Below are 23,316 nucleotides of genomic sequence, written 5' to 3'. Positions count from 1 at the left end.
ATGGCGGGAAGCTTCTTCCGCGTCGCGTGCCAGGACTGCGAGAACGAACAGGTCGTCTTCAGCAAGGCCTCGAGCGAGGTCAACTGCGCCGTCTGCGGGACGACGCTCGCGCGCCCCACCGGCGGCGACGCCGAGTTCTCCGGCGAGGTCGTCGAAACCGTCGAAGCCCGGTAACGCCGCGCTCGTCGCTCGGCGTTCTCGCGGCTCACCGTTCTCACTCCGCGCCGCTCTCACCCGCCCCGGAGCGACAGCCCCGCGAGCCGTGCGTTCGTCCCTCCGTCCCTCCCGGAGCGCGTCCCGGCCCCGCCGATTGGCAAACGGTATTAGGCTCGGTCGGGTATGCTCGCGTATGAAATTCACCGGCTGGCCCGAGCAGGGCGAACTCGTCGTGGGCGAGATCGACGAGATCGCGGACTTCGGCGTGTTCGTCGACCTCGACGAGTACGAGGACAAGCGTGGACTGTGTCACGTCTCGGAGGTCGCCTCCGGGTGGATCAAGAACATCCGCGACCACGTGAACGTCGGCGACCGCGTCGTCGCGAAGGTGCTCGACGTCGACACGTCGAGCCAGCAGATCGACCTGTCGATCAAGGACGTCAACGACCACCAGCGCTCGGACAAGATCCAGGAGTGGAAGAGCGAGCGCAAGGCCGACAACTGGATGGGCATCGCCTTCGGCGAGGACGTCGACGACGACACCTACACCGCCGTCGCCGAGGCGCTGTACGCCGAGTTCGAGTCGATGTACGACGGCTTCGAGGCCGCGGCGATCCACGGCGAGGAGGCGCTGGAGGACGTCGACCTCACCGACGAGCAGGTCTCGGCCATCGTCGAGACCGCCCGCGAGAACGTCTCGGTCCCGTACGTGAACGTCACCGGCTACGTCGACTTGGAGTCGCCGGGCCACGACGGCGTCGACGACGTGCGCGAGGCGCTGGAGGCCGCCGAGGGCAACGGCGAGGTGCCCGACGAGATCGAACTCGACGTGTCGTACGTCGGCTCCCCGGAGTACCGAATCCGCGTTCGCGCGCCCGACTACAAGGTCGCCGAGACCGAACTGGAGGCGTCCGCCGAGCGCGCCCGCGAGGCGATCGAGGCGGCGGGCGGCACCGGTCGCTTCCACCGCGAGCGCGAGACCGAGGACGAGTAACCCCCGCGGATCACGACGCGTGAAGTCCGACATCCGGGTGTGCGGCGACTGGGAGACGGCTCACGAGCGCCCCGTCTACACCATCGGTGACGCCTGCCCCGAGTGCGGCGCCGACGCGGTCAACTCCGCGCCCGCGCCGTTCAACCCCGAGGACCCGTACGGGGAGTACCGGCGACGCGTGCGGGTTCGAGACCGCGACGGCGGCGAGTAACGAAACCGCGTTTCTGCCGACCTCGATCCCGACCAGCCGCGCGCGTGCACACCGTGCAGACAGCTACGGCGGCGGCCGTCCGACCCACGGGTGGGACTTCCGCAGTGATATCCAGGGCAGTCGCCGGAGCGGCGGTGGCCTCGGGACCATCTGGTGACGACACCAGCGGATCGAACGGGTCGAGCCGACGCGTCTTTATCTCCCCCGCCCCGTCTCCACGCACATGGACGACATCGACATCGAGGTCGTGAGCGACCCCGATCTCACCGACCCCGTCTTCATCGAGGGCCTTCCCGGCGTCGGCCACGTCGGCAAGCTCGTCGCCGAGCACCTCGTCGAGGAGTTCGACGGCGACCTCGTCAGGCGCGTGTACACGACCGACTTCCCGCCACAGGTGACCGTCGACGACGACGGCGTCGCCGAGCTGACGCACGCGGAGTTCCACCACGTCGACGCCGACGGGCAGGACCTCGTCGTGCTGACCGGCGACCATCAGGCCGCCAGCAACGAGGGTCACTTCACCCTGACGACGGCGTTCCTCGACGTCGCCGAGGAGTTCGGCTGCGAGCGCGCGTTCGCGCTCGGCGGCGTTCCCACGGGGGAACTCATCGAGGACGACGAGTACGACGTGCTCGGCGCGCGGACCGACGACACCGACCGCGAGGAGCTGGAGGCGGCCGGCGTCGAGTTCCGCGAGAACGAGCCCGCCGGCGGCATCGTCGGCGTCTCCGGGCTGGTGCTCGGGCTTGGCGCACGGCGCGGGCTCTCGGCGGCGTGCCTGATGGGCGAGACCTCCGGCTACCTCGTCGACCCCAAGAGCGCGCAGGCCGTGCTCGAGGTCCTGCAGGACCTGCTCGACGTCGAGGTCGACTTCTCGGACCTGGAGGACCGCGCCGAGGAGATGGAGGAGGTCGTCGGCAAGATCCAGGAGATGCAGGGCGGCGGCGGCGGGATGCCCAGCGAGGACGAACTGCGCTACATCGGCTGACCCCACTCGGGCCGAGCACGGACGGAGACCGACCACGGCGAATCGAGCGCGGTCGCGGCGACGACGGGACGCACCCGCATACCGGCAGTCCGCGCGCCTGCCACAACGCCTTTTCGCGCGAGCCGCGTCCGTTCGATCGATGACAGACCAGCAGTCGATCGGTCCCGACGACGTTCCGTCCGCCAACGGCATGCCGACGCTCGGGCTCGGCACCTGGGAGAACACCGACCCCGAGGCGTGCCGCGACGCGGTCGCGACCGCCCTGGAGATGGGGTATCGCCACGTCGACACCGCCCAGATCTACGGCAACGAGGCGGAGGTCGGCGACGGCATCGAACGCGCCGCCGTCGACCGCGAGGACGTCTTCCTCGCCACGAAGGTGTGGATCGACAACCTCGCGCCCGAGGACGTGCGCCGAACGACCGAGGAGAGCCTCGACCGCCTCGGGGTCGACGCCGTCGACCTCATGTACGTGCACTGGCCGGCCCGCGAGTACGACCCCGAGGCGACGCTGAACGCGTTCAACGAGCTGTACGACGACGGCCTGATCGAGCGCATCGGGGTCTCCAACTTCGAGCCCGAGCAGGTTGCCGAGGCCATCGAGATCAGCGACGCGCCGATCTTCGCAAACCAGGTGGAGCTGCACCCCCTGCTCCAGCAGCCGGAGCTTCGGGAGGCGTGCGCGGAACACGACGTGGAGGTCGTCGCGTACTCGCCGCTGGCGCGGGGGCAGGTGTTCGACGTGCCCGAGCTGAGCGAGATCGCCGAGAAGCACGACGCGAGCGAGGCGCAGGTGAGCCTCGCGTGGCTGCGCGAGAAGGGGGTCACCGCCATCCCGAAGGCGACGAGCGAGGCGCACATCCGCGACAACTGGGAGTCGCTCGCGCTGGAACTCGACGACGAGGACGTGGCGACGATCGACGCGATCGACCGCGAGGACCGCCGCGTCGACCCCGGATTCGCGCCCTGGAACTGAGATCGGCGAGGGTGGATCCGCGGGCTCCTGTGCCGTCGAACGCGGACGGATCGACCGACTGATACGAGAGGGGCGCGAGCGAAACCTTCAATCGGCGGCCGCCGGATCGGACGCTCGATGGAGCAACGTTCCACGGGGCTGTTGGACGCCGTCCGCATCGACATCGCCAGGCTCCACGCCACGTGGATGGAGCTCGCGTTCCCCCGACAGCTCGACCCCGGACGGGTCGTCGGAAAGTGGACGCCCGAGACGACGTCGCAGACGTTCGCGTACTACCTCTGGGCGGCGGTGGGCGTTCCGCTGGTCGCCGTCGGCTACCCGCTGTTGCTGTTCGGCTTCGCCGCGCGCTTCTACGTCACGAGGGTCGACTCGGCGGCTACGCGCCTGGGCCTCGTCGGCGTCGTGCTCCTCTCGCTCGTCGCGTGGGGAGCGCTCACCGTCGCCGCCTGGGTCAGGGAGTTCTCGACCGGGGGCCTGCTCGCCGTCGGCGCCGCCGGCGTGGTCGCGACCGTCGCCGCGGTCGTCGCCGTCGGCGGCTCCCGCCTCGGCGGCCGGGGAACGAGCGTCCTGATCGCGTACCCCGCCGCAGTGACCGCGTTCCTCCTCCCGCCGGTCGTCGCGGCGCTGTACTCGCCCGCGCTGGCGGACGTGGTCTTCCCGAACACCACGTCGCTCGCGGTGTGGCTCCTCGACGGTCCGCTCGCGGTCGGCGGCCTCGGGGAGCTCATCCGCGCGCGCTTCGACCTCCGCGGAACCGCCTACGTGCTCATGTGGACGGGAATCTCCGTGCCGGTCGGGTGGCTGTTCGGACTGCTTGTCGCGCTCGCGGACGTGGTCCGGCCGCAGCCCGACCAGTCGACGGGGACGCGGATCTGACCGGGTCGAGGGAGCGTTCAGTTTCGACCGCCGTCGCCGCGGTTCGACCCCCGTCCCGCCTCGCCGGGGGAGGCCGCGCCGGTCTCGTCGATGACCTCGTCGAGCGTCTCGTCGGAGACGCTGGCGGCGACCCGGACGCCGACGAGCGCGAGCGCGATGCCGCCGACGATGAACACCGCGAGCCGCTCGGTCGGCGACAGCGCGTACCCGAGGAGGACGAGCGGCTCCTTGCCGGCCTCCTGTTCGAGGAAGTAGCCCGCGAAGCCGCGGAACAGCAGCCCGACGGCGAGCACGCCGAACGGGAGGTTCAGATACGGCGTGCGGACGCCCTCATCGCGGATGAGCTCGTCGAGCAGTCGGCCGAACGACGCCGTCAGGGCCGCAAGCGCCAGCCACGGCACCGCGGCGTACGTGAACTGCAGGCCGGCAACGAACTCCGCGCCCTCCACCGGCGACGCCGAGAGCACGCCGAGGAAGACGCCGACGATCGAGAGCCCGAGCGCGGCGACGTACGTCACGACCGACACCTGCCCCGAGTACAGCGCCTCGCGAGCGTGGTCGGGCGCCGACTCGACGACCTCGTCCATCCCCATCCCGTAGTACAACAGCGTCGCGCCGAGCAGCGTCGTCACCGCCGCGACCGCGATGACCGGGGAGAAGTACACGAGCAACGCAGGGAGGATGAGCAGCCCGATGCCGATCGGCACGAGCACGGTCTCGCGGAGCTCCTCGTCGGCCATGAACTGCTTGAGGAGGTAGTACGTCGACTCCAGATCGCGCGCCTGCCGGACGACGACGCGGTCGACCGCGTCGACGGGCAGCCGGGACTCGACCATCGGGACGGCGCGCTCGTCGCCGGCGGAGTCGATGACGACGACCGCGGAGTCGAACTCGTTCGTCGCGAGCACGTCGTCGAGTTGGCGCGCGAGCGCGCGATCCGCACGGACGGCGGAGTCGCCGGCGCCCGAGACGACCGCGACGGCGACCTCCTCGCCCTCGTCGGAGAGGTCGCGGGCGACCCGGAGCGACTCGAGCAGCGAGTTGACGCCGGCGTCCTCGGGGTCCGCGAGGCCGAGGTCCGTCACGAGCGACCGGACCGCCTCCCAGCCCACGACCGGGGTGTCGACGCCGGCCTTCCGGCCGACGTCGTTCGAACGGTCCACACAGAGGACCAGCGTCGTCACATGCGACCTGAGGCACCCCCGGGTGAAAAATGCCACCCCACACGGAAGCGGGACGTACTTGTCGCTGTCGCGAGCGATCGGTGCCATGGAGCGACGCCGCGTCTCCTCGGGAACCGAGTGGGAACGGACGGTCGGCTACTCGCGGGCGGTCCGCGTCGGCGACCGAGTGGAGGTGTCGGGCACGACCGCGACCGACGACGACGGCGAGGTGATCGCACCCGACGACGCCGCCGAACAGACGAGGCGAGCGATCGCGAACGTCGAGGCCGGCCTCTCGGAGGTCGACGCGACGCTCTCGGACGTGGTGCGCACACGCCTCTACGTGACCGACATCGACCGTTGGGAGGCGGTGGGTCGCGCCCACGGGGAGGCGTTCGGCGAGGTCCGCCCGGCGACCACCATGGTCGAGGTGTCGCGGCTGATCGACCCGGACATGCTCGTGGAGGTCGAGGCGGTCGCGGTCGTCGACGACGGGTGAGAGCTCGGCGACCCGGCCCACCCTCCTATCGCCGGAACCGAACGTCGATCCCCTCGGAGGCGTCCTCGCCGGGGAACGCGCTCGCGATGCCTGCGCCGAGGGCGTACGCCGTCGCGGCGGCGCCGCCCCGGAGCCGCGCCGCGAGCCCCCGACCGGGCGTGAACTCCTCGACGGCGGCCTCGGTTCCGGTCAGCTCCTCCATCCGGTCGAGCACGGCTTCGCGGTCCCCGAGGTCGTCGACGAGGCCGCGCTCGTGGGCCTCCGTCCCGAGGAACACCCGCGCCTCCGTCTCGCGGACCGCCTCCTCGTCCATGTCGCGGCCCTCGGCGACCTGCTCGACGAACTGGTCGTAGTAGTCGTCGACGATGCCCTGGAGGTACGCCCGCTCGTCGGGCGTGACCTCCTTCAGCGGGAGGCCGGCGTCCTTGTACTCGCCGGCGGTGAACTGCTCGTAGCTGACCCCGAGACGGTCGGCCAACTCGTGGACGTTCGGGCGCGAGCCGATGACGCCGATCGAGCCGACGACGCTCCCCTCGCGCGCCCACAGCTCGTCACAGCCGACGGCGATCGCGTAGCCGCCGCTGGCGCAGGTGTCGGTCGCGTAGCCGACGGTCGGGCCGTCGAATCGCTCGGCCGCCAGCCGGATGTCCTCGCTGGGAACGATCTGCCCGCCCGGGGAGTTCAGCTTCAGTAACAGCGCCTCGGCGTTCGGGTCGTCGTCCGCACGCTCGATCTGATCGACGATCTCGTCGGCTCCGGGGGATCCGGGCGACGGCGGAAACCCGCCGGCGTCGCCGTCGCGGGTGATCGGGCCTTCGACGGCGACCTCCGCGACGGTGTAGTCCGCGAACCGGGAGGACAGCGCCGCGGAGGCGAGCTTGAGGCCGACCCCGACGGTCGCGAGCGCGAGAAGCACGCCCAGCAGGTCGGCCAGGTCGCCCGGGAACCGGACGAACAGGAGGTACCCGAGGAGCGCCGCGACCGCCGCGACGACGGCGAGGGCGACGGCGGAGACGGCGGTTCGGGCCGTGGAGTTCGTGTCTGTCACGGCCCCGCTTGGTCCGCCCTCGGGATAAGACTCCGGTGCGTCCGGCCCCCGGATTCACGGGGACGCGGAGGGACGTGGAGACGCCGAGGGGCGCAGGGACACGGGGGGTGCGGGAACGCGGACGGACGCGGAGGCGCGCGGCGCGGTCGCTCGCAGTGCGATCGATCGACCCCAGGCGACTCGCGGCGCGGTCGCTGAGCGCGTGAGAACGGAAATCGCAGAACCGTCGGCGTTCGGACGCCGGCTTCGGGCGGACTTACAGAAGCCCCGTCTTCTGGAGCTTCATCAGGTCCTCGGTGTCGAGGGTTTCGCCTTCCTTGAACTTCTGGTAGATCTCCTCGGCCTCCTCGCGCTCCTCCTCCATCTTGGCCTCGCGCTCCTCCTTCTTCTCCTCCTCCTCCTCCTTGTCCAGCTCGCGCAGGCGCTTCTGGACGCGGACGAAGTCCTCGTGGTGCTGGTCGGCCGACTCCTGCGCCTCCACGAACAGCTCGTGCATGGCGTCCGCCTCGTCGCGGATCTCGTCGGCCTCGCGGTAGGCCTCGATCATCTGGTTGTGGTGCTCCTGGGCCTCGTCGGCCAGCTCGGTCACCTTCTGGTGGTGCGTCGACGCCTCCGAGCGGACCTCCTCGGCCTCCTCGATGAGCTCCTCCAGCTCGCCGCTCTGGTCGACCTTGCCCTTCTTCTCGGCGAGCTTCTCGCGCTTGTTCTCGATCTTCTCGATGAGTTCGCGCTCCTCGTCGGTGCCGAGGACTTCGGTCTGCTGTTTGAACTCGAGGTCCTCGATCTCCTCCTTGAGCTCCTCGATGGACTTGCCCGAGCCGAGCTCGAGGTCCTGCTTCATCTCCTCGACCTCGTCGAACAGCTCGTTCGCCTCGGCGTTGAGTTCGTTGCGCGACTCCTTGTGCTCCTGGACCTGCTCGTTGAGCTCGTCCCGCGACTCGCGGTGTTCCTGCGCCTCGTCGACCTTCTCGCGGGTCTTCGCGTTCAGGTCGTCGCGCTTGGACGCGCGCTCGGACGCCATCTGGTTGAGATCGTTACGTCGGTCACGGAGCTGACCGGCCTTCTTGATCAGTTGGCCCTTCGAATCGTTCTCCAACTCCTCCTCGGAGAGGGAGACGTTTCGTGATTCATCCAACTGATCGAGACCGTATTCTTCGAGAACTTCCTCTTTCGTTACCATGGTTCGTTACCTCGACACCATACTGCTTCGGACTGAGCGGACGCTCCTCGGCTGCGTGCGTCCGTCTGGGGGTGAAAACACCGTGTCATTCAGCGATCGATGCCACCACGCCCGAAGGCGTTCTGGTACCTGCACATAGACAGGTTCCGTATATAACTCCTTCGCTGTTCCGTGCCGAAAACGCGTGATACGGACCCTCACACGGCCGGAAACGTGTGATCCGCTCACACAGCGATCCTCGTTCGTCCGATCCGACCGCCGCCGGACGGACGGCGATCGGATCCGGTCGGACCCCTCGGCGCCGTCCGGAGAGTCCATCAGACGTCGCGGTACGCACCCAGTCGGGTTCCGTCGAGGAGGTACGCCTCCGCGTCGACGAGTCCCGCGGGGAGAAACGGCGCGAGGAAGCCCTGCCCCTCGACGTTCACCCACGTGCCGCCCGAGCGATCGTTGAACGCGGGGAACACGACCAGTTCGGGGTCGTGCCACTCGACGCCGGCGGCGGCGAGGTCGACCTCGCCGTCGAACGCCGCCAGCGCGAGCGGCCCGCGCAGCCAGGCCTTCTCCGCGCGCGCGCCGCCGACGGCGTCCTCGAGCCTGACGGCGACGTGCTCGTGGCCCATGCAGATCACGTCGGCCCCGAGCACCTCCGGCGCCGGCCACGTGTGACCGTGGAGCACGCCCACGTCGCCGAGGCGGGCGCCGCCGGGCCCGGTCACGTCGATCCGGTCGCCGAACGAGTCCGCGATCCCCGCGTCGTGGTTGCCGAGCGCGAGCGTCACGGGAACGCCGATCGCCGACAGCAGCGCCTCCAGTTCCTCGGTCTCGGCGTCGCCCGCCCCACCGATCCGATGCCCCAGGTCGCCGAGGACGACGAGGCGGTCGGCCCCGGTCCGCGCGAGCAAGTCGAGCAGGCGCTCGCGTCGCTCGTCGCCAGCGCTTTCGAGCTCCACGCCACGCTCGTAGCGGAGGCCGGCCTCGATTCCGGCGTGGTAGTCCGCGACGAGCAACCCGGTCTCGTCGCCGAGATCGGCGACGGCGGCGGGCACGTCGGGAACCGGCTCGACGAGCGGCCGCGACCGCCGACCCCGAGCCGCCCCGCGGTCCGCACCGTCGGCCATCAGATGGGCTTGAGCGTGCCGTCGGTCGGCTCGTAGCACTTCCCGCTCATCAGCGCCTCCTGGATGGCGTCCTCGACGTCCCCGGGGTCGACCCCGTGGCGCTCGACGGCGGCCGCGACGACCGCCTCGCGGTCCGCGCCGTCGCCGTCGTCGAGGTCGCTCATGACCGCGACCGCGGCGTCCTCGAGGTCGATGTCGGCGTCCGCGGCGTCGTCGCCGTCGGCCTCGACGGCGTCGACCTCGTCCGGACCGTCCGAAACGGGCTCGTCCGTGGCAGCCGCTTCGGTTCCGGTGGTGGCGTCGGGCTCGGCGTCGCCGTCGGCGCCGTCGGCGTCCGACGCGGTCGCGTCCGGATCCGACCCCTCGTCGGGCTCCGCGGGAACGGCCTCGGCGTCGGGCTCCGGCGCCTCGATGCCGGACTCGCCCGCGTCGGGGACCTCGGTTCCCGTGGAGAACTCGACGCCGTGTTCCTCCTCGACCTCGCGGCGCTCCTCCTCGGAGAGCGCGTCCTCGAAGTCCTCGGGGTCGACATCGGTCTCCGCGGCGTCGCCCTCGCCCGCGTCGAACTCCCCGAGGTCGTCCGTCTCGTCGAGCGCGCCCCCGGCGTCGGTCGCGTCCGACTCGCCGCCGGCGTCGAACTCCCCGAGACCGTCGTCCGGGTCGTTGAACTCCCCGAGGTCGTCGCCGGCGCCGTCCGCGGGTTCGGCGCCCGCGTTCGGACTGGCGTCCGCGTCCGGACCGGCGCCAGCGTCGGCGTCCTCCTCGTCGGAGCGATCCGCGTCCGCGGACTCGACCGGTTCGGGTTCCGCACCCGCGCCGGGGTCGGCCTCCGCGACGGCGACGTCGTCCTCGGTCGGATCCACCGCCTCCGCGGGTTCGGCGGCCCCGTCCGGCTCGTCGGCGTCGTGAGCGTCGGGATCGCCGACCGTCGACGCCGTCGACGCGGCGGCGTCGGTTCCCGCGGCGGTCGGATCGGCGGCGTCCGGCGAGCCATCGACGTCCGATTCGGCGTCGTCGTCCGTTGGTTCCGGCGCGCTCACGCTCTCGAAGTCGTACGGAACATCGGGGAGCGGGCCGAGGTCGGCGTCGCCGCGGTCGCCGGGGTCGGCCGCGAGCGCGCGGACCTCCTCGCGCTCGTCGGCGACGACCTCCAGCGCGTCGACGGCGAGCGTCCGGGCCGCCTCCAAGTACCGCGTCCCCGTGTCGTAGTGGTCGATCGCCAGCGGGATCCCGGCGGCCAGCGCCGTCGGGACGCCGGCGTCCTCGAGCCGGGCGCGGAGCCGATCGCCGCGCTCGTCCATCGCGAGCGCCTCCGCGAACACCGCGACCCGGCGGAGCGTCGCCTCCGCGGCGGAGACGACCCACCGGTCGCGCGTGTCGGCGTCGACCGTCGCGATACTCTCCGGACGGACGGAGGTGTACACCAGATCGGAGTCCTCCGGCTGGAACGTGCGCGCCTTCCCCGTGAGCGCGACGAACGCCGGCGGCGTCGTGCGGTCGAGGAACGCCGCCTCGTCCGGCTGGTACTGTCCGGCGTAGGTGACGAACGCGCCCGTCGGGTCGACGACGCGCCCGCGCAGGGTCTGATCGTTCACCGACTCGACCTCGGTGAGCACGCCGACGGCGAACAGGCGGTTGACGCGAAGCCCGGTCGGCGTGACGACGTAGTTGGGCGCGCGTTCCTCGTCGCTCTCGGAGTGATCGAGGTCGGCGTCGTCGAACTCCGCGGCGAACACCCGGTGGGCGACCTCGCGGTTCCCCGGCCCCGCGTCGTCGCTCCCGTCGCCGCCGCCGTCGCCGGCGCTCACACGGACCACCCCATGTGGTCCGTGTGGGTTCGACGTGAATCGTCGTCCCTCACGCGCCCACCTCCTCGAGGAGGTCGGCCGCACGCGCGGCCGGGTCGTCGTCGTTCGCCGCGAACTCCGTCGCGTCGAGGTTCGCGCCGTACTCGTCGACCGAGAGGTGACCGCGAACGCGGAACTCCCGTCCGACGAGCGTCTCGGCGATGTCGTCGGAGACCACCTCGCGGCTCATCGCGTCGCGGGCGGCCTCCAGCGCGTCGTCGAGGGTGCCGCCGTAGATGTCCTCGGTGAGCTCGCGGTCGAGGATCGCGGTGACGGTCGCGGTGCCGTCGTCGAGGATCGCCTTGACCCGGAGGTCGTCCTCGGGGTCGACCTGTCCGTGGCTCCGGCACTGCCCGTTCTGGACGAGCCGGCCGCACTCGGGACAGCGCTCGATGAGCCCGGACCCGTCGCGGACCTCCAGCACGTTGCCGAGCACCTCCACGTCGTACATCCCGCCGGAGGTGACCGCCTCGCCGATGCTGACGCGGGGGGCCGCGTCGCTCACCTCGACGCTCGCGGGCGAGGTCTCGGTGAACTCGGTGAGGTTCACCGAGGGGACGCCGCGGAACTCCCGGACGTACACGTCCTCCATGCGGAGTTCGGCGCCCTCGGTGACCTCCGGGCGAGCCTGCCAGTCGGTGAACGGAAGCCGGGCGGTCTCGTCGCCGAGCACCCCGGAGTGGATCGTCGTCTCGCCGTCGCGGCCGTCGATGGTCCGCTGTTCGAGTTCGAGCACCTTCGCCTCCACCGTCCGGCCGCGGTCGCCGGCCGTGAGGTCGACGAGGTCGCGCTCGCCGCCGACCTCGTGGGGGACGTCGAGCGTCTCCCCCTCCATCGCGACCGACGAGGACTCCCCGAGGTTGAGTTCGGGTTCGCCCTCCCACTCGCGGACGTTCGCGTTGCCGATCGTGACGGTGTCGCCGGGCTCGAAACCGAAGTCCTGCCACGCGGTGTAGCTGATCGTCCCGGTCCCGTCGGCGAGTTCGCCCTCGCGGATGACGGTGTCGTCGCCCTGATACCGGATCGACCGCCTCCCGACGGTCAGCACCCGCGCGGTGACGGTGACGTTGCCCGATTCGGGACTCACGTCGGCGATATCGACCGCCGACGGCGAGGCGTCGCCGCCGCCGGCGCCGCCGTACTTCCGGCGGACCGACTGCTTCGCCTCGTCGACGGGGACGCTGTACTCCAGTAGGTTCTCCAGGTCGCGCTTGACCTCCTCTTTGTCCTCGCCGAGAGCGGAGGCGAGCTCCTCGGCGTGTGCGTCGATGTCCATGTGTTCCGTCCGAACCTACCTCCCGACTCCTGTTAAACTCACCGCGCCCGGGGAGCGACACCCGGTCGCGGGGGACGACCGTTCCGCCGACGGTGTCGCCGGGGGCGCCGCCGAGCCGCGTGCCGTGCGGTCGTGCGTCACTGACGCCAGTTCGGGCGAACTTCCTTGTGTGGCGTGACCTCTACGACGTATGGACTCCACTCGACGCTCGGCGCTCGCGACGCTCGGCGCCGTCGGACTCGGCACGCTCGCTGGCTGTCTCGGCGACGGCGGCGGGACATCGGGCGGCGCGTCGGGGGGAGGTGGGACGCCGCTGGCGGAACACCCGGCAGCTGCGGACGTTGCCGACCAACCCTCACTTGGCCCGGGCGACGCGCCCGCGACGATCGTCGCCTTCGAGGACCCGTCGTGTCCCACCTGCCGAAACTTCGAGGAGAACGCGGGCGCCCGGCTCCGGTCGGGCCCGGTCGCCGACGGCGACCTCCGGTTCGTCTCGCGGGTGTACCCCATCGTCTACCCGTGGGGGAAGCCTGCCGTACAGGCGCTCGAAGCAGCCTACGCCCGTGACGGCGGCGCCGAGGTCTACTGGGACCTGTTCGACCACTATTTCGCCACGCAGGGGCAGTTCAGCGAGGACAACGTCCTCGACCGGACCGAGTCGTGGCTCACATCGAACACGGACCTCGACGCGGCCGCAGTCGTCGACGACGCGGCGGCGGAGGCGTACGATGACGCCGTGCAGGTGGACCTCGACGCCGGCGAGGCGGCGGACACGACCCGGACGCCGACCGTCTTCCTGTTCCGCGACGGAGCGTACGTCACCACGGCGTCGGGCAGCGTGAGTTACGAGACGATCGCGTCGGCGCTCCAGCTATGAGCGGAGTGAACCGACTCACCCGGGCGCGCCGGCGACTCGGCCTGCCGCGTCTGCCGTCGTCACGGGCGGATCTCCGGCTCGTCGCGCGGACCGTCAGGCTCGTCCTCGGCGTGCCCGCCTACGGGCTGTTCGCGCTCGTCGTCGCAGTCCTCGCGCTGTCTGCGTTCGTGCTCTCACAGAACGTCGCGCTCGTGCGCGACACGGTGATCGATGGGGGTCTGCCGCTCGACGCCCGGCTTACCATCCTGTTCGAGCAGTACCCGTTGATCGGGACCTCATACGAGCCGGCCGCGGGGGTGATGCTGATACTCGTCGCCCTCCTGACGGGCGGGAACCTCGCGGTCGCGACGTACCACCTTCGCGAGAACGGGGTGGTCGGCGATGCTGGTTCGAGCGAGGCGACCGCCGGCAACGCCGCGGGCGGCGCCGGGAGCGTCCTCGGCGTCCTCCTGGGCGCGCTCGGCGCCGGGTGTGCCGCCTGTGGGTCGGCGGTGCTGGTCGGCCTGCTGTCGCTGGTGGGCGCGTCGGGCGCGGTGTTGTTCCTTCCGTTCGATGGGTTGGAGTTCACGCTGCTCGCGCTCGTCCCGCTGCTGCTGTCGCTGTTCTGGCTCGCGGACGGGATGCGCGGCGCCGAGATCCGTGGCTGCCCGGTCGATATCTGAGAGCGGACATCGCGAACCGTGACGGCCGTCGAACACGTTGGCGTGCATTTACCTCGGTCCGCCACCCACCGCGGTACGTGTACGGGTCCGAGGAGCTGCTGGCGCTGCTCGACAACGCGCACGACAAGATCGTCGTCATCGACGCCGACGGAACCTACCGGTACGCCAACGCGGCGACCGAGCGGGTCGTGGGGTTCGCGCCGACCGATCTGCTCGGGACCGTCAGCTTCGACTACGTCCACCCCGAGGACCGCGAGCGCGTCCGGTCGACGTTCGGGGAAGTCACCGCCGGCGAGCCCGGAGCGTCCGTCGAGACGGAGTACCGTCACCGCACCGCGGACGGGGAGTACGTGTGGCTGCGGAGCCGAGTGATGAACTCGACGGACGACCGGCTCGACGGCTACGTCGTCAGCTCGACCGACGTGACCGACCGTCGCCAGGCGGAGGCAGAACGGGAGGAGATCCAGTCGCTGCTCCGGGAGATCGCCGCGAACACGACCGAGGTCCTGTGGATGTTCGACGCCGACTGGTCCGAGCTACTGTTCGTCAACGACGCCTACGAGGACGTCTGGGGAATGTCCGTCGACGACCTCCGGGAGGACCCGAGGGTGTTCCTCGATGGCATCCATCCAGACGACCGCGAGCGCGTCCGTGCGGCCATGCGGGAGCTTTCCGCCGGCGAGCCGGTCGACATCGAGTACCGCGTCGCCCCCGACACGGACTTCCGGCGCTGGGTCTGGGTGCAGGGACGTCCCGTGTTCGAGGCCGACGAGGTCGTCAGGGTCGCCGGATTCGTCCGCGACGTGACCGACCGGCGGCGGCGCGAGCAGCACCTGCGCGTGATAGGCCGGCTCCTCCGCCACAACCTCCGCAACGACCTCAACGTGATCCTCGGGCAGGTGGAGCTGTTGAAACACCGGGAGGAGGTTCCGACCGACGCCACGCTCGCGTCGATCGTCGAGACGGTCGAGTCGCTGCTCGCGACGGCCGACAAGGAGCGGACCATCGTGGAGACGCTCGCGGACACGGAGGAACTCGTCGCGGTCGATCTCGGAGCTGCCGTCCGGTTCGCCGCCCACGAGGTCCGCGCCGACCACCCGGAGGCGACGGTCGAAACGAGCGTCGAGGACGACCTCCACGCGCTCGCCGTTCCGGACCTCATCGTCGCCGTGCAGGAACTCCTGACGAACGGCGTCTCCCACGCCGCGACCGACCGACCCACCGTGTCGGTGTCGACGGTCGAGCGAGGAGCACGGGTCGGGATCGTCGTCGACGACGAGGGGCCGCCGATCCCGGAAGACGAGTACGCCATCCTCGCCGGCGAGTCCGAGATCGACCGGCTCAGCCACGGGTCGGGGCTCGGCCTCTGGCTCGTCCACTGGATGGTCGAGCTCTCGAACGGGGAGATCCGGTTCGAACACGGACCGGAGGGCGGGAACCGGATCACGATGCTGTTCCGACGAGCCACCGACGCCGGGGCGACGGCGCCGCCTCGAACGTAGCCGGAGGGTACCGGCCTCAATCCAGCGTGATCCGCACCAGCGCCGCGAGCGCGACCGTCTCGAGCAGATGGAGCGTCAGCATCGCTCGCCATGCGACCGGCGGGACCGCCGAGGAGAACCACGCCGACAGCGTCGGATCGAGGAGGTAGTAGTACAGCGCGATCGCGTTCTCCGCGAACAGCAGCGCCGCGAACGTGCTCAGCCCGAGCGCGTGCGACGATCGGAGCCGCACCGCGTTCCGCCCCCACACGACCAGCAGCACGGCCAGCAGCACGAGGTTGACGGCGGCCGCGATCCGCGCGACGTCGGCCCAGACGGAGACCACGCGCTACCACCCGCCCCCGGCTGTGTTCGGCGTTCGGAAGGGACAGATCGACGGCGGCGCGCGGGCGGCCGCCGTGGTGGTTCGGAGGGCTTCCGGGGAAGCCGTCAGCGGGGGGTCGAGCGCGACCGGGTGGTCGGAGCCGGGCCGAGAGGCGAGGGCACACCGCCCGTCACGCTCGGACACGCTCACTCCTCGACGATGAACTGGCCGGCGATCTCGATGACCTCCTCCATGGTTCGGGGCTCGTCGACCGCCATCGGGAACGGCGACTCGACGTTCAACTCGTTGAGGAACGACGCGTGGCGCGCCTCGACGGCGTGGATGCCGACGGCCGCGCCGAAGACGGCGTCGTTGGCGACGGTGCCCGCCTGCCCGGCGTACGCCGAGACGCCCGTGTTCTCCAGCGCGCGGGCGACCCCGAGGAACTCCGAGGGGTTGGTGTAGCCGAAGTCGTAGTTCGCCTCCTCGACGGGCGTCCCGCCGAGCTGCTCGACGGTGTCCGCGATGGCGCTGACGTGGGCGGCCTCGTGGGCGCCGACGGTCTCCAGGTGGCCCGGAACGCCCATCCGGAGCTCCTCGCCGTAGTCGGAGAGCACGCTGGCGTTCATCAGCTCGTCGTCGGAGAACTCCGCGAGGCCGTCGCGGTAGAAGGCGTTCTCCAGGTGCTCCAGCGTCAGCGCGTAGTTCAGCACGTCCACGTCGCTCACGTCGTTCTCGGCCTTCCTGTCGGCGGTCGGCTCGTCCTCTCCGTCGAGCGGCGCCGGGGACGCCACGTCGCTGGTGATGAAGTTGCCCGCGATCTCGAGCACCTCGTCGACGGACGCCGCCTCCTCGACGCCGTTCGGGAACGGCGAGTCGCCGTTGACGAGGTTGAGGAACGAGGCGTGGCGGGCCTCGACGCTCTGGATACCCGCGGCCGCGCCCAGCACCGCGTTCTGCTTGATCGCCGCCGCCGCGCCCGTGTAGGCGGCGACGCCGGTGTTCTCGAGCGCCTGCGCGGTCGCGAGGAACTCCGAGGGGTTCGAGTAGCCGAAGTCGTACTCCGCCTCCTCGACTGGCGTGCCGCCGAGGTCCTCGATGGTCGCCGAGATGGCGTCGACGTGGGCCGCCTCGTGCTCGCCCGCGACCGCGAGGAACTCCGGAACGTCCATCCGGACCGCCTCGCCGAACTTCGACAGGGAGTCCGCCATCATGATCTCGTCGTCGGAGAACTCCGCGAGCCCCTCCCGGTAGAAGGCGTTCTCCAAGTGCTCCAGCGTCAGCGCGTAGTTCAGCACGTCCACGTCCGGGTTCGGCGGCGCCTCCTCGGTCGGCTCGGCCGTCTCCGTTTCCGTCTGCATGGGGGTGTCCGTCGGCGTGTCCATCGCTTCGGTGGGTTCGTCGGTCGCCGTGTCGCCGCCGTTGCCGGAACACCCGGCGATGCCAACGGCCCCGGCGGCCGCCAGCGCGCCGCCGAAGCGGCGGCGGGAGAGTCGGTCGGTCGGTGCGTCATCGGTCTCGTTCGAGCCGCGTCGTGGGTCCGTCATTGCTACACCTCCATCCACCACCTATCAGTATAAGTACCATTTCCGAACTCCGACGTGACTGCGTCCGGCGTGGGGGCGAACTCTCTCCGAAATTCGTCCGAACTTCCGGCGAGCGCGTGTCTGAGTCGGGGATGGGAGGAAGGAGAGGGGAAGAGGAAGAGACGAAGGAGAGGAGAGAAAAGGAACAGGTGGAAGCGACGCCGTGCGGCCCCCTACTCGTCGTCCAGTCGCGCCTGCCACTCCTGCACCTTCGCCATGAGCTCGACGGGGGGCGTCTCGTTCACGTCGGTGTCCCGGAGCGCCGACAGCACCGCCTCGACCTCCGGATCGAGCGCACGGTCGGGCGGCAACCCGCGTCCGCCGCCCTCCCCGTCGCCGTCGCTCGCCGTGATCGCTGCGCCGTTGCCGGCAGCGGACGCGGGTCGATCCGGGTCGCCCGCGCGGTCGGGGTCGCCGGCGTCCCCGGCGTCTTCGCGTCCACCGCCGTCGCCGCCGGCGACGAACTCCCCGGCCGAGAGGTCGAACACCGCCTGTCTCGTCCCGTCGCCGTCAGCTCCGGTTCCGCCGCCACCGGCACCCCTCGCCTCGATCGCCTTCTCCTCGCGCAGGCGGTCGAGCACCTCGTCGGCGCGGCCCACGACGGGATCGGGGACGCCCGCGAGGTCGGCGACGTGGACCCCGTAGCTGCGGTCGGTCGGTCCCTCGCGCACGCGTCGGAGGAACGTCACCTCGCCGTCGCGCTCCTCCGCCGCGACGTGGACGTTCGCGACCCGCGGGAGGTGCTCGGCGAGCGCGGTCAGCTCGTGGTAGTGGGTCGCGAACAGCGTCCTCGCGCGCACCTCGTTGTGGAGGTACTCCGTCGCCGCCCACGCGATGGAGATGCCGTCGTAGGTCGCGGTCCCCCGGCCCACCTCGTCGAGGATGACCAGCGAGTCCTCCGTGGCCGAGTGGAGGATGTTCGACAGCTCCTGCATCTCGACCATGAAGGTGGAGCGCCCCTGTGCGAGCTCGTCGAGCGCGCCGACGCGGGTGTAAACGCCGTCGACGAGCGGGAGCGTCGCCGAGTCGGCGGGGACGAAGCTTCCGGCCTGAGCGAGCAGGGAGATCAGCGCGCACTGTCGCATATACGTCGATTTCCCGCTCATGTTCGGCCCCGTCACGATGAGGAAGCCCCGCTCGCTGTCCATCCGCAGGTCGTTGGGCACGAAGTCGGTCGTCTGCTCGACGACCGGGTGCCGCCCGGCCTCGATCCGGAGCTCGTCGCCGTCGGTGAACGCCGGGCGCGTCCAGTCGTTCGTCGCGGCGTGGTGGCCCAGCGCGGCGAGCACGTCCAGCTCCGCGAGCGCGCGCCCCACGTCCTGCAGGAGTTCCGCCTCCGCAGCCACCCGCTCCCGGACCTCCTCGAAGATCCGGCGTTCGAGCTCCTCGCGTCGCTCCTCCATGCGGAGAACGGTGCGTTCGCGCTCCTCCAGCTCCTCGGTGACGAACCGCTTGGAGTTCTTCAGCGTCTTGATCTCGTGGTAGTGCTCGGGCACCCCTCCGGCGACGGACTTGCCGACCTGAATGTAGTAGCCGTCCGTCTTGTTGCGGTCGACCGACACGTGACTCAGGCCGTGCTGGCGCTTCTCGCGCTCCGCGAGCGTGTCGAGCCAGTCGACGGCTTCCTCGTACTCCGCCACCAGCTCGTCCAGCTCCTCGTCGTAGCCGCGGGCGATGACGCCGCCGTCGCCGCCGATGCTCCCCGGCGGCTCCGCGGCGATGGCCTCGCTCAGTTCGTCGTGGAGGTCGCGAGCCGCGCCCTGGTCGGGGCGCGCGAGCACGTCCGGCACCGGCGAGTCGGCGAGTTCGGTGCCGTCTATCGCGGCCGCCAGTTCCGGAAGTCGCTCCAGCGCCGAGCGGACGGCGACCAGATCCCGCGGCCCCGCGGCGCCGCTCGTCGCGCGGGCGGCCAGCCGTTCGAGGTCGGCGGTACCGTCGAGGGTGTCGAGCAGGCGGTCGCGTGCGAGGGCGGCGCTCGCGAACGCCTCGACCGCTTTCCCGCGGCGCTCCAGTTCAGCGCGGTCGCGCCGCGGTCGCGTGAGCCACTCGCGGAGCAGGCGGGTTCCGGCCGCGGTTTCGGTGTGATCGAGGGTGTCCAGCAGCGTCCCGGTCGACTCTCCCCGCATCGTCTCGACGAGCTCGAGGTTGCGCTGGGTCGTCGCGTCGAGCGCGACCCGGCCGCCGGCGTCCAGCCCGCCCAGCCTCGTCATCGAGGCGAGGACGCCCGCACCCGTCTCGTCGACGTAGTGGAGGACGGCGCCGGCGGCCGCGACCGCGGGGTCGGCGTCGAGTCCGACCGCCGCGAGCGCCTGCGTCCCGAAGTGGTCGCCGAGGCGGTGTCTGGCGCGCCCGGGTGCGAACGCCTCGGCCTCGTGGAGGGTGAGCCGGGCGTCGGTCGCCTCCCGGAGGTCGGCCAGCCGGGCGTCGTCGTCGCGGACCCCCGGCCCGGGGAGGAGTTCCACCGGCGCGAAGCGGTGCAGCTCCGCGCGCACGTCGTCCAGTTCCGCGAACGCCGCGGCGTGGAACCGCCCCGTCGTCACCTCCGCGAACGCGACGCCCCAGGCGTCGCCGTCGTCGCCGTCGTCGTGCTCAACGGCCGCGAGGTAGCGCGCCTCGGCGCCGTCGGGATCGACGACGGTGCCCGGGGAGACGACGCGCTCGATCTCGCGGGCGTGGCCGTCGTCGGTCTCGTACTGCTCTGCGACGGCGACGCGGTAGCCCCGCTCGACGAGCGCCTTCAGGTACGGCGTCAGCTCCGAGAGCGGAACGCCCGCCATCGGGTACGAGGACCCGTGGCTCGACTTCTGGGAGACCTTGAGGTCGAGCTCGTCGGCCACCAGCTCGGCGTCGTCGGCGAAGAACTCGTAGAAGTCGCCGCACTGCATCGCGAGCACGTCCGCGTCCGTGGACTCCTTCAGCGAGAGGAACTCGCCCACGATGCCGCCGGCGTCGGTCGTCATTGTCTGGTAGGGGGTGGTGCCGTGTCGGGGTAAAACGCTACGGGTCCGACTCGAGCAGCGGTACGGAGCCGCCGCGGCCCGGGGCGACGCCCCTACCCGACGCCCGCGGAGAAGCGGCGACGGTTCCTACTGCGTTCCGGCGGGCGCTTCTACGTTTCGCCTCCGAACCCGCGGTGCCTCCCCGTCGACGCCGTCACTTACGCCCCGGGGACGCCGAGCGCGGAGAACCCGCCGAGGCCGACCGCCGCCAGCAGGGACAACACGACCGACGCCGCGAGCCACCCGACCAGCGCGATCCCGGCCGCGGTGATCCACCCGCCCCTGTAGCGCCACTTGATCACCCCGAGGTACGCGAGATAGGTGAGGACGGTCCCGAGCAGCGGCAGCCACCCGAACAGGACGGAGGCGACGAGCCACGCCAGCGCGCCGATGACGGCGGTCCAGACGGCGTGCTCGTAGCTCCGGGCGTCGGACAACACCAGCGCGCCGATGTGGATCCCGATCCCCCCCACCAGCGCGCCGACGACGAACACGATCAGCGAGTCGAGAGCGGCGACCATACGTCGCGTCGGTCGGCCACCGTGGAAAACGTGGCGGGGTCGGCCAGACGAGGGTTACGAGGTCGGCCTGGCAAGGGTCACGAGGTCGGCCAGGCGAGGGCTATGGGTTCGATCCGTTGCGGCCGTCGCCGTCCCTCGTCGCGTCCGATCCCCCGGGATCGCCCCAGTCCAGCCTCGTCGTACACCACGGACAGAAGTCGAGGTCCGCGTCGAGGTCCTTCCCGCAGTTGGGGCACGCCGGCGCCTCGACGGCACCGGCCGTCGTCCCGCGCCCGCCCGCGTCGGCGGCACCCCTCGCGGCGCCGGTTCGGGGCGCGCCGTCCACACCGTCCACGTCGTCCGCGACGGCGGCGGTACTCGGGCGATTCACGCCCGCGTGCTCGTGGGTCTCGCGCGCGAGGAAGTACGCGTCGACCGCGCTGGCGACGACGACGAGCACCGGCGGCAGCGCCTCGACCGGGTTCGCGATCGGGGAGGCCGTGTTGAGCGCCTCGATGACGTCCGGCGGGACCAACAGCAGGACCGCCGCGAACGTCGCCGCGAACCACGCGAACCCGCGGAGCCACCGGCGGAGGTACGCGTGGCCGAGCCCGGTGACCGCGAGCGCGAGGAGGACCGCGAGCCACGGTCGCTTGCGACCCGTCGGACCGCCGAGACGGGGGATATCCATACCACCGACGGGGCGCGCACCCCTGAAAAATCCGCCGGTGGGCGCCCGAGCGTCCCGCCGGAACGGTGACGTCTCGGCAGCGGTGTTCCTCCGGGAGCGACGAACACTAACCCGTGGGCGACCTCGATCGGTCCATGAGCACCGACGACGCCACCCCGGCCGACGAGGCGAGCGATCGACGACCGGTCACGGTCTACTCCGACTTCGTCTGTCCGTTCTGCTACCTCGGACGGGCGTCGCTGCGACAGTACCGCGACGAGCGGGCGGAGCGAGACCTGCCCGAGGTGGGCGTGGAGTGGCAGTTCTTCGACCTCCGCGGACACAAGCGCGGCCCCGACGGCGAGATCCGCGACGACGTCGAGGACGGCAAGGACGAGGACTACTACGATCAGGTTCGCGAGAACGTCGAACGCCTGCGCGAGGAGTACGACGCCGACGAGATGCTGGAGTTCGACGAGGTCCACGACGCCGACTCGTGGGACGCACAGCAGGCCGCGCTGTACGTCAAGCAGTCGTACGACCTCGACACGTTCCGCGCGTTCTACGACGCCGTCCTCGAGGCTCACTGGGAGGACGGCCGCGAGATCGACGACCTCGACACCCTCGTCGAGCTGGCCGAGTCGGTCGGCGTCGACGGCGAGGAGATCCGCGACGCCGTCGACGACGAGACGCTGGCCGAGGAGCTGGAGGCGCAGTTCGAGACGGCCCGCGAGCGCGGCGTCACGGGCGTTCCGACGTTCGTCGCCGACGGCCACGCCGCCCGGGGGGCGGTGCCCCCGGCACACCTCCGCCGGCTGCTCGAGGGGAACTGACGCCGCGAGCACAAACGCGGTTGCGGTCGAACGCCTCACGGCCGTGATTTCGGGAGGCGGACCACAATCCTATTTGTGTCCGTGTCACCAACTGACGGTGTGAGCGACGACGGCACGGACGGCGGCGCCGACCTCGGCGTCCTCCGACACAAGCGCGACGCGACGCGGTACCGGATCCTCGTCGAGATCGCCGAGCGCCAGCCCGCGGTGAGCCAGCGCGAGATCGCCGACGCCATCGGGATCACCGCGCAGGCGGTCTCGGAGCACCTCGGCGACCTGGTGGAGGGCGGCTTCGTCGACCGCGAGGGGCGCGGCCGCTACCGCGTCACCAAGGAGGGCGTCGACTGGCTCATCTCCCGGACCGACGAGCTCAGCGAGTACCTCGAGCACGTCACCAGCGACGTGCTCGGGGACGTGGAGGTCGAGACCGCCCTCGCGGACGGTCCCGTTCAGGAGGGCGACCGCGTCGCGCTGTCGATGCGTGACGGGGCCCTCCACGCGCGAAGCGTCGTGGACGGCGACGTGGGCGACGCCACCGCCGGTTCCGACGGCGACACCGACGGTGCTGACGACGCCGACGGCGCCACCGCGGTGGCGGTCACCTCGGCGGAGTCCGGGCGCGACGTCGGCGTCGCGGAGTTCGACGGCGTCGTCGACTACGAGTTGGGCGCCGTCACGGCCGTCCCCGTCCCCGCGGTCCGCGACGGCGGGAGCGGCGCGGTCGACCCGGATCGGCTGCGGACCCTCGTCGACGACGCGGACCTCGTCGTCGCCGCCGGAACCGAGTCGATGGCCGCCCTCGGCAGGCTCGACCGCGAGCCGGACGTGCGCTTCGGCACGACTGACGCGGTCCGCGAGGCCGCCATGCGCGGGCTCGACGTCGTGCTCGTCGTCGTCGCCAGCCAACTGTCAGCGCACGCCGAGGGGCTCCGCGAGACCGCCGTCGGCTACGAGGTCGTGGACGCGTCACACGAGCCGTAACGCTCGTTTTCAGAACCGATTCTCGGAGGCGTACGTTGAAGTAGGGAGTCGCGGAGTTGATGGTATG

At 71.1% G+C, this 23,316-nt stretch carries 23 protein-coding genes; 12 read left to right on the top strand and 11 right to left on the bottom strand.

Features of this window, described 5'->3' with window-relative positions:
• The 6 genes from GRX01_RS07645 to GRX01_RS07620 all read left to right on the top strand — a co-directional run bounded on the left by GRX01_RS07645 (window position 1) and on the right by GRX01_RS07620 (window position 4,201).
• Window positions 1-174 carry a 30S ribosomal protein S27e gene (locus tag GRX01_RS07645; RefSeq protein WP_159665180.1) on the top strand — a complete coding sequence of 58 codons (174 nt, stop codon included), beginning with the start codon at window positions 1-3 and terminating at the stop codon, window positions 172-174.
• Window positions 175-349: 175 nt separating this feature from the next.
• Complete coding sequence (locus GRX01_RS07640) at window positions 350-1,150, top strand: translation initiation factor IF-2 subunit alpha (protein ID WP_159665178.1); 801 nt, start codon at window positions 350-352, stop codon at window positions 1,148-1,150.
• A gap of 19 nt (window positions 1,151-1,169) precedes the next feature.
• Entirely contained in the window at window positions 1,170-1,361 is a 192-nt protein-coding gene (locus GRX01_RS07635; protein ID WP_321167962.1) for an RNA-protein complex protein Nop10, read from the top strand.
• A 223-nt stretch (window positions 1,362-1,584) separates the two neighbouring features.
• Window positions 1,585-2,349 carry a proteasome assembly chaperone family protein gene (locus tag GRX01_RS07630; protein WP_159665176.1) on the top strand — a complete coding sequence of 255 codons (765 nt, stop codon included), beginning with the start codon at window positions 1,585-1,587 and terminating at the stop codon, window positions 2,347-2,349.
• 139 nt (window positions 2,350-2,488) lie between these two features.
• The gene (locus GRX01_RS07625) at window positions 2,489-3,325 is read left to right on the top strand and encodes an aldo/keto reductase (protein ID WP_394351375.1); all 837 of its coding nucleotides are present in this window, start codon (window positions 2,489-2,491) and stop codon (window positions 3,323-3,325) included.
• Window positions 3,326-3,442: 117 nt separating this feature from the next.
• Window positions 3,443-4,201 (top strand): hypothetical protein, encoded by a 759-nt coding sequence (locus GRX01_RS07620; protein WP_233740931.1) that lies wholly within the window; start codon window positions 3,443-3,445, stop codon window positions 4,199-4,201.
• A gap of 17 nt (window positions 4,202-4,218) precedes the next feature.
• On the opposite strand, the gene GRX01_RS07615 is transcribed toward GRX01_RS07620, so the two are convergent.
• Window positions 4,219-5,385: a DUF373 family protein gene (locus tag GRX01_RS07615; protein WP_321167961.1), complete on the bottom strand. Its 1,167-nt coding sequence runs from the start codon at window positions 5,383-5,385 to the stop codon at window positions 4,219-4,221.
• 85 nt (window positions 5,386-5,470) lie between these two features.
• Here GRX01_RS07615 and GRX01_RS07610 point away from each other — a divergent pair, with 85 nt between their 5' ends.
• Window positions 5,471-5,863, top strand: coding sequence for a RidA family protein (locus tag GRX01_RS07610; protein WP_159665173.1), 393 nt, complete (start codon window positions 5,471-5,473; stop codon window positions 5,861-5,863).
• Between the two features lie 25 nt (window positions 5,864-5,888).
• Here the strand turns inward: GRX01_RS07610 and sppA are convergent, their stop codons facing one another.
• From sppA to GRX01_RS07585, 5 genes are all read right to left on the bottom strand, one after another.
• On the bottom strand, window positions 5,889-6,911 hold the full coding sequence (gene sppA / locus GRX01_RS07605; protein WP_394351374.1) for a signal peptide peptidase SppA: 1,023 nt from the start codon (window positions 6,909-6,911) through the stop codon (window positions 5,889-5,891).
• A 256-nt stretch (window positions 6,912-7,167) separates the two neighbouring features.
• Window positions 7,168-8,091: a coiled-coil protein gene (locus tag GRX01_RS07600; RefSeq protein WP_159665171.1), complete on the bottom strand. Its 924-nt coding sequence runs from the start codon at window positions 8,089-8,091 to the stop codon at window positions 7,168-7,170.
• 317 nt (window positions 8,092-8,408) lie between these two features.
• Window positions 8,409-9,212, bottom strand: a complete 804-nt coding sequence (locus GRX01_RS07595) for a metallophosphoesterase (protein ID WP_159665169.1) — start codon at window positions 9,210-9,212, stop codon at window positions 8,409-8,411.
• Window positions 9,212-11,020 carry a hypothetical protein gene (locus GRX01_RS07590; RefSeq protein WP_321167960.1) on the bottom strand — a complete coding sequence of 603 codons (1,809 nt, stop codon included), beginning with the start codon at window positions 11,018-11,020 and terminating at the stop codon, window positions 9,212-9,214. The genes GRX01_RS07595 and GRX01_RS07590 overlap by 1 nt, the downstream gene beginning before the upstream one ends.
• Window positions 11,021-11,069: 49 nt before the next feature.
• Entirely contained in the window at window positions 11,070-12,335 is a 1,266-nt protein-coding gene (locus GRX01_RS07585) for a Single-stranded DNA binding protein (RefSeq protein ID WP_159665167.1), read from the bottom strand.
• Window positions 12,336-12,525: 190 nt separating this feature from the next.
• Between GRX01_RS07585 and GRX01_RS07580 the strand changes: the two genes are divergently transcribed.
• The 3 genes from GRX01_RS07580 to GRX01_RS07570 all read left to right on the top strand — a co-directional run bounded on the left by GRX01_RS07580 (window position 12,526) and on the right by GRX01_RS07570 (window position 15,376).
• Entirely contained in the window at window positions 12,526-13,212 is a 687-nt protein-coding gene (locus GRX01_RS07580; RefSeq protein ID WP_159665165.1) for a DsbA family protein, read from the top strand.
• A complete protein-coding gene (locus GRX01_RS07575) occupies window positions 13,209-13,874 on the top strand; it encodes a hypothetical protein (protein ID WP_159665163.1) in 666 nt (221 codons plus the stop codon). Before GRX01_RS07580 ends, GRX01_RS07575 begins: the two co-directional genes overlap by 4 nt.
• Before the next feature lie 77 nt (window positions 13,875-13,951).
• The gene (locus tag GRX01_RS07570) at window positions 13,952-15,376 is read left to right on the top strand and encodes a PAS domain-containing sensor histidine kinase (protein WP_321167959.1); all 1,425 of its coding nucleotides are present in this window, start codon (window positions 13,952-13,954) and stop codon (window positions 15,374-15,376) included.
• A gap of 16 nt (window positions 15,377-15,392) precedes the next feature.
• Here GRX01_RS07570 and GRX01_RS07565 read toward each other — a convergent pair whose 3' ends face one another.
• The 5 genes from GRX01_RS07565 to GRX01_RS07545 all read right to left on the bottom strand — a co-directional run bounded on the left by GRX01_RS07565 (window position 15,393) and on the right by GRX01_RS07545 (window position 21,456).
• Window positions 15,393-15,701, bottom strand: coding sequence for a hypothetical protein (locus tag GRX01_RS07565; protein WP_321167958.1), 309 nt, complete (start codon window positions 15,699-15,701; stop codon window positions 15,393-15,395).
• A gap of 185 nt (window positions 15,702-15,886) precedes the next feature.
• Window positions 15,887-17,227 carry a ferritin-like domain-containing protein gene (locus tag GRX01_RS07560; protein WP_159665161.1) on the bottom strand — a complete coding sequence of 447 codons (1,341 nt, stop codon included), beginning with the start codon at window positions 17,225-17,227 and terminating at the stop codon, window positions 15,887-15,889.
• 212 nt (window positions 17,228-17,439) lie between these two features.
• A complete protein-coding gene (gene mutS / locus GRX01_RS07555; protein WP_159665159.1) occupies window positions 17,440-20,226 on the bottom strand; it encodes a DNA mismatch repair protein MutS in 2,787 nt (928 codons plus the stop codon).
• Window positions 20,227-20,423: 197 nt separating this feature from the next.
• Window positions 20,424-20,786 carry a hypothetical protein gene (locus tag GRX01_RS07550; RefSeq protein WP_159665157.1) on the bottom strand — a complete coding sequence of 121 codons (363 nt, stop codon included), beginning with the start codon at window positions 20,784-20,786 and terminating at the stop codon, window positions 20,424-20,426.
• 100 nt (window positions 20,787-20,886) lie between these two features.
• Window positions 20,887-21,456, bottom strand: a complete 570-nt coding sequence (locus GRX01_RS07545; RefSeq protein WP_159665155.1) for a zinc ribbon domain-containing protein — start codon at window positions 21,454-21,456, stop codon at window positions 20,887-20,889.
• A 134-nt stretch (window positions 21,457-21,590) separates the two neighbouring features.
• Here GRX01_RS07545 and GRX01_RS07540 point away from each other — a divergent pair, with 134 nt between their 5' ends.
• Both GRX01_RS07540 and GRX01_RS07535 read left to right on the top strand, forming a co-directional pair.
• The gene (locus tag GRX01_RS07540; protein WP_159665153.1) at window positions 21,591-22,268 is read left to right on the top strand and encodes a DsbA family oxidoreductase; all 678 of its coding nucleotides are present in this window, start codon (window positions 21,591-21,593) and stop codon (window positions 22,266-22,268) included.
• A gap of 99 nt (window positions 22,269-22,367) precedes the next feature.
• A complete protein-coding gene (locus GRX01_RS07535; RefSeq protein WP_321167957.1) occupies window positions 22,368-23,249 on the top strand; it encodes a DUF7839 domain-containing protein in 882 nt (293 codons plus the stop codon).
• Window positions 23,250-23,316 lie beyond the last annotated feature (67 nt).

The sequence above is a fragment of the Halobaculum saliterrae genome, assembly GCF_009831625.1.
Classification (GTDB): domain Archaea; phylum Halobacteriota; class Halobacteria; order Halobacteriales; family Haloferacaceae; genus Halobaculum; species Halobaculum saliterrae.
This window is presented reverse-complemented; position numbering and strand designations above follow the sequence as displayed.

What these genes read in the sequence shown, in the direction of transcription:
- GRX01_RS07575 (WP_159665163.1), top strand. Translation starts at nt 13,209, where the DNA reads ATGAGCGGAGTGAACCGACTCACCCGGGCGCGCCGGCGACTCGGCCTG.
- GRX01_RS07580 (WP_159665165.1), top strand. Translation starts at nt 12,526, where the DNA reads ATGGACTCCACTCGACGCTCGGCGCTCGCGACGCTCGGCGCCGTCGGA.
- GRX01_RS07600 (WP_159665171.1), bottom strand. Translation starts at nt 8,091, where the DNA reads ATGGTAACGAAAGAGGAAGTTCTCGAAGAATACGGTCTCGATCAGTTG.
- GRX01_RS07550 (WP_159665157.1), bottom strand. Translation starts at nt 20,786, where the DNA reads ATGGTCGCCGCTCTCGACTCGCTGATCGTGTTCGTCGTCGGCGCGCTG.
- GRX01_RS07645 (WP_159665180.1), top strand. Translation starts at nt 1, where the DNA reads ATGGCGGGAAGCTTCTTCCGCGTCGCGTGCCAGGACTGCGAGAACGAA.
- GRX01_RS07595 (WP_159665169.1), bottom strand. Translation starts at nt 9,212, where the DNA reads ATGGCCGACGGTGCGGACCGCGGGGCGGCTCGGGGTCGGCGGTCGCGG.
- GRX01_RS07560 (WP_159665161.1), bottom strand. Translation starts at nt 17,227, where the DNA reads ATGACGGACCCACGACGCGGCTCGAACGAGACCGATGACGCACCGACC.
- mutS (WP_159665159.1), bottom strand. Translation starts at nt 20,226, where the DNA reads ATGACGACCGACGCCGGCGGCATCGTGGGCGAGTTCCTCTCGCTGAAG.
- GRX01_RS07630 (WP_159665176.1), top strand. Translation starts at nt 1,585, where the DNA reads ATGGACGACATCGACATCGAGGTCGTGAGCGACCCCGATCTCACCGAC.
- GRX01_RS07545 (WP_159665155.1), bottom strand. Translation starts at nt 21,456, where the DNA reads ATGGATATCCCCCGTCTCGGCGGTCCGACGGGTCGCAAGCGACCGTGG.
- GRX01_RS07640 (WP_159665178.1), top strand. Translation starts at nt 350, where the DNA reads ATGAAATTCACCGGCTGGCCCGAGCAGGGCGAACTCGTCGTGGGCGAG.
- GRX01_RS07610 (WP_159665173.1), top strand. Translation starts at nt 5,471, where the DNA reads ATGGAGCGACGCCGCGTCTCCTCGGGAACCGAGTGGGAACGGACGGTC.
- GRX01_RS07540 (WP_159665153.1), top strand. Translation starts at nt 21,591, where the DNA reads ATGAGCACCGACGACGCCACCCCGGCCGACGAGGCGAGCGATCGACGA.
- GRX01_RS07585 (WP_159665167.1), bottom strand. Translation starts at nt 12,335, where the DNA reads ATGGACATCGACGCACACGCCGAGGAGCTCGCCTCCGCTCTCGGCGAG.
- GRX01_RS07625 (WP_394351375.1), top strand. Translation starts at nt 2,489, where the DNA reads ATGACAGACCAGCAGTCGATCGGTCCCGACGACGTTCCGTCCGCCAAC.
- GRX01_RS07620 (WP_233740931.1), top strand. Translation starts at nt 3,443, where the DNA reads ATGGAGCAACGTTCCACGGGGCTGTTGGACGCCGTCCGCATCGACATC.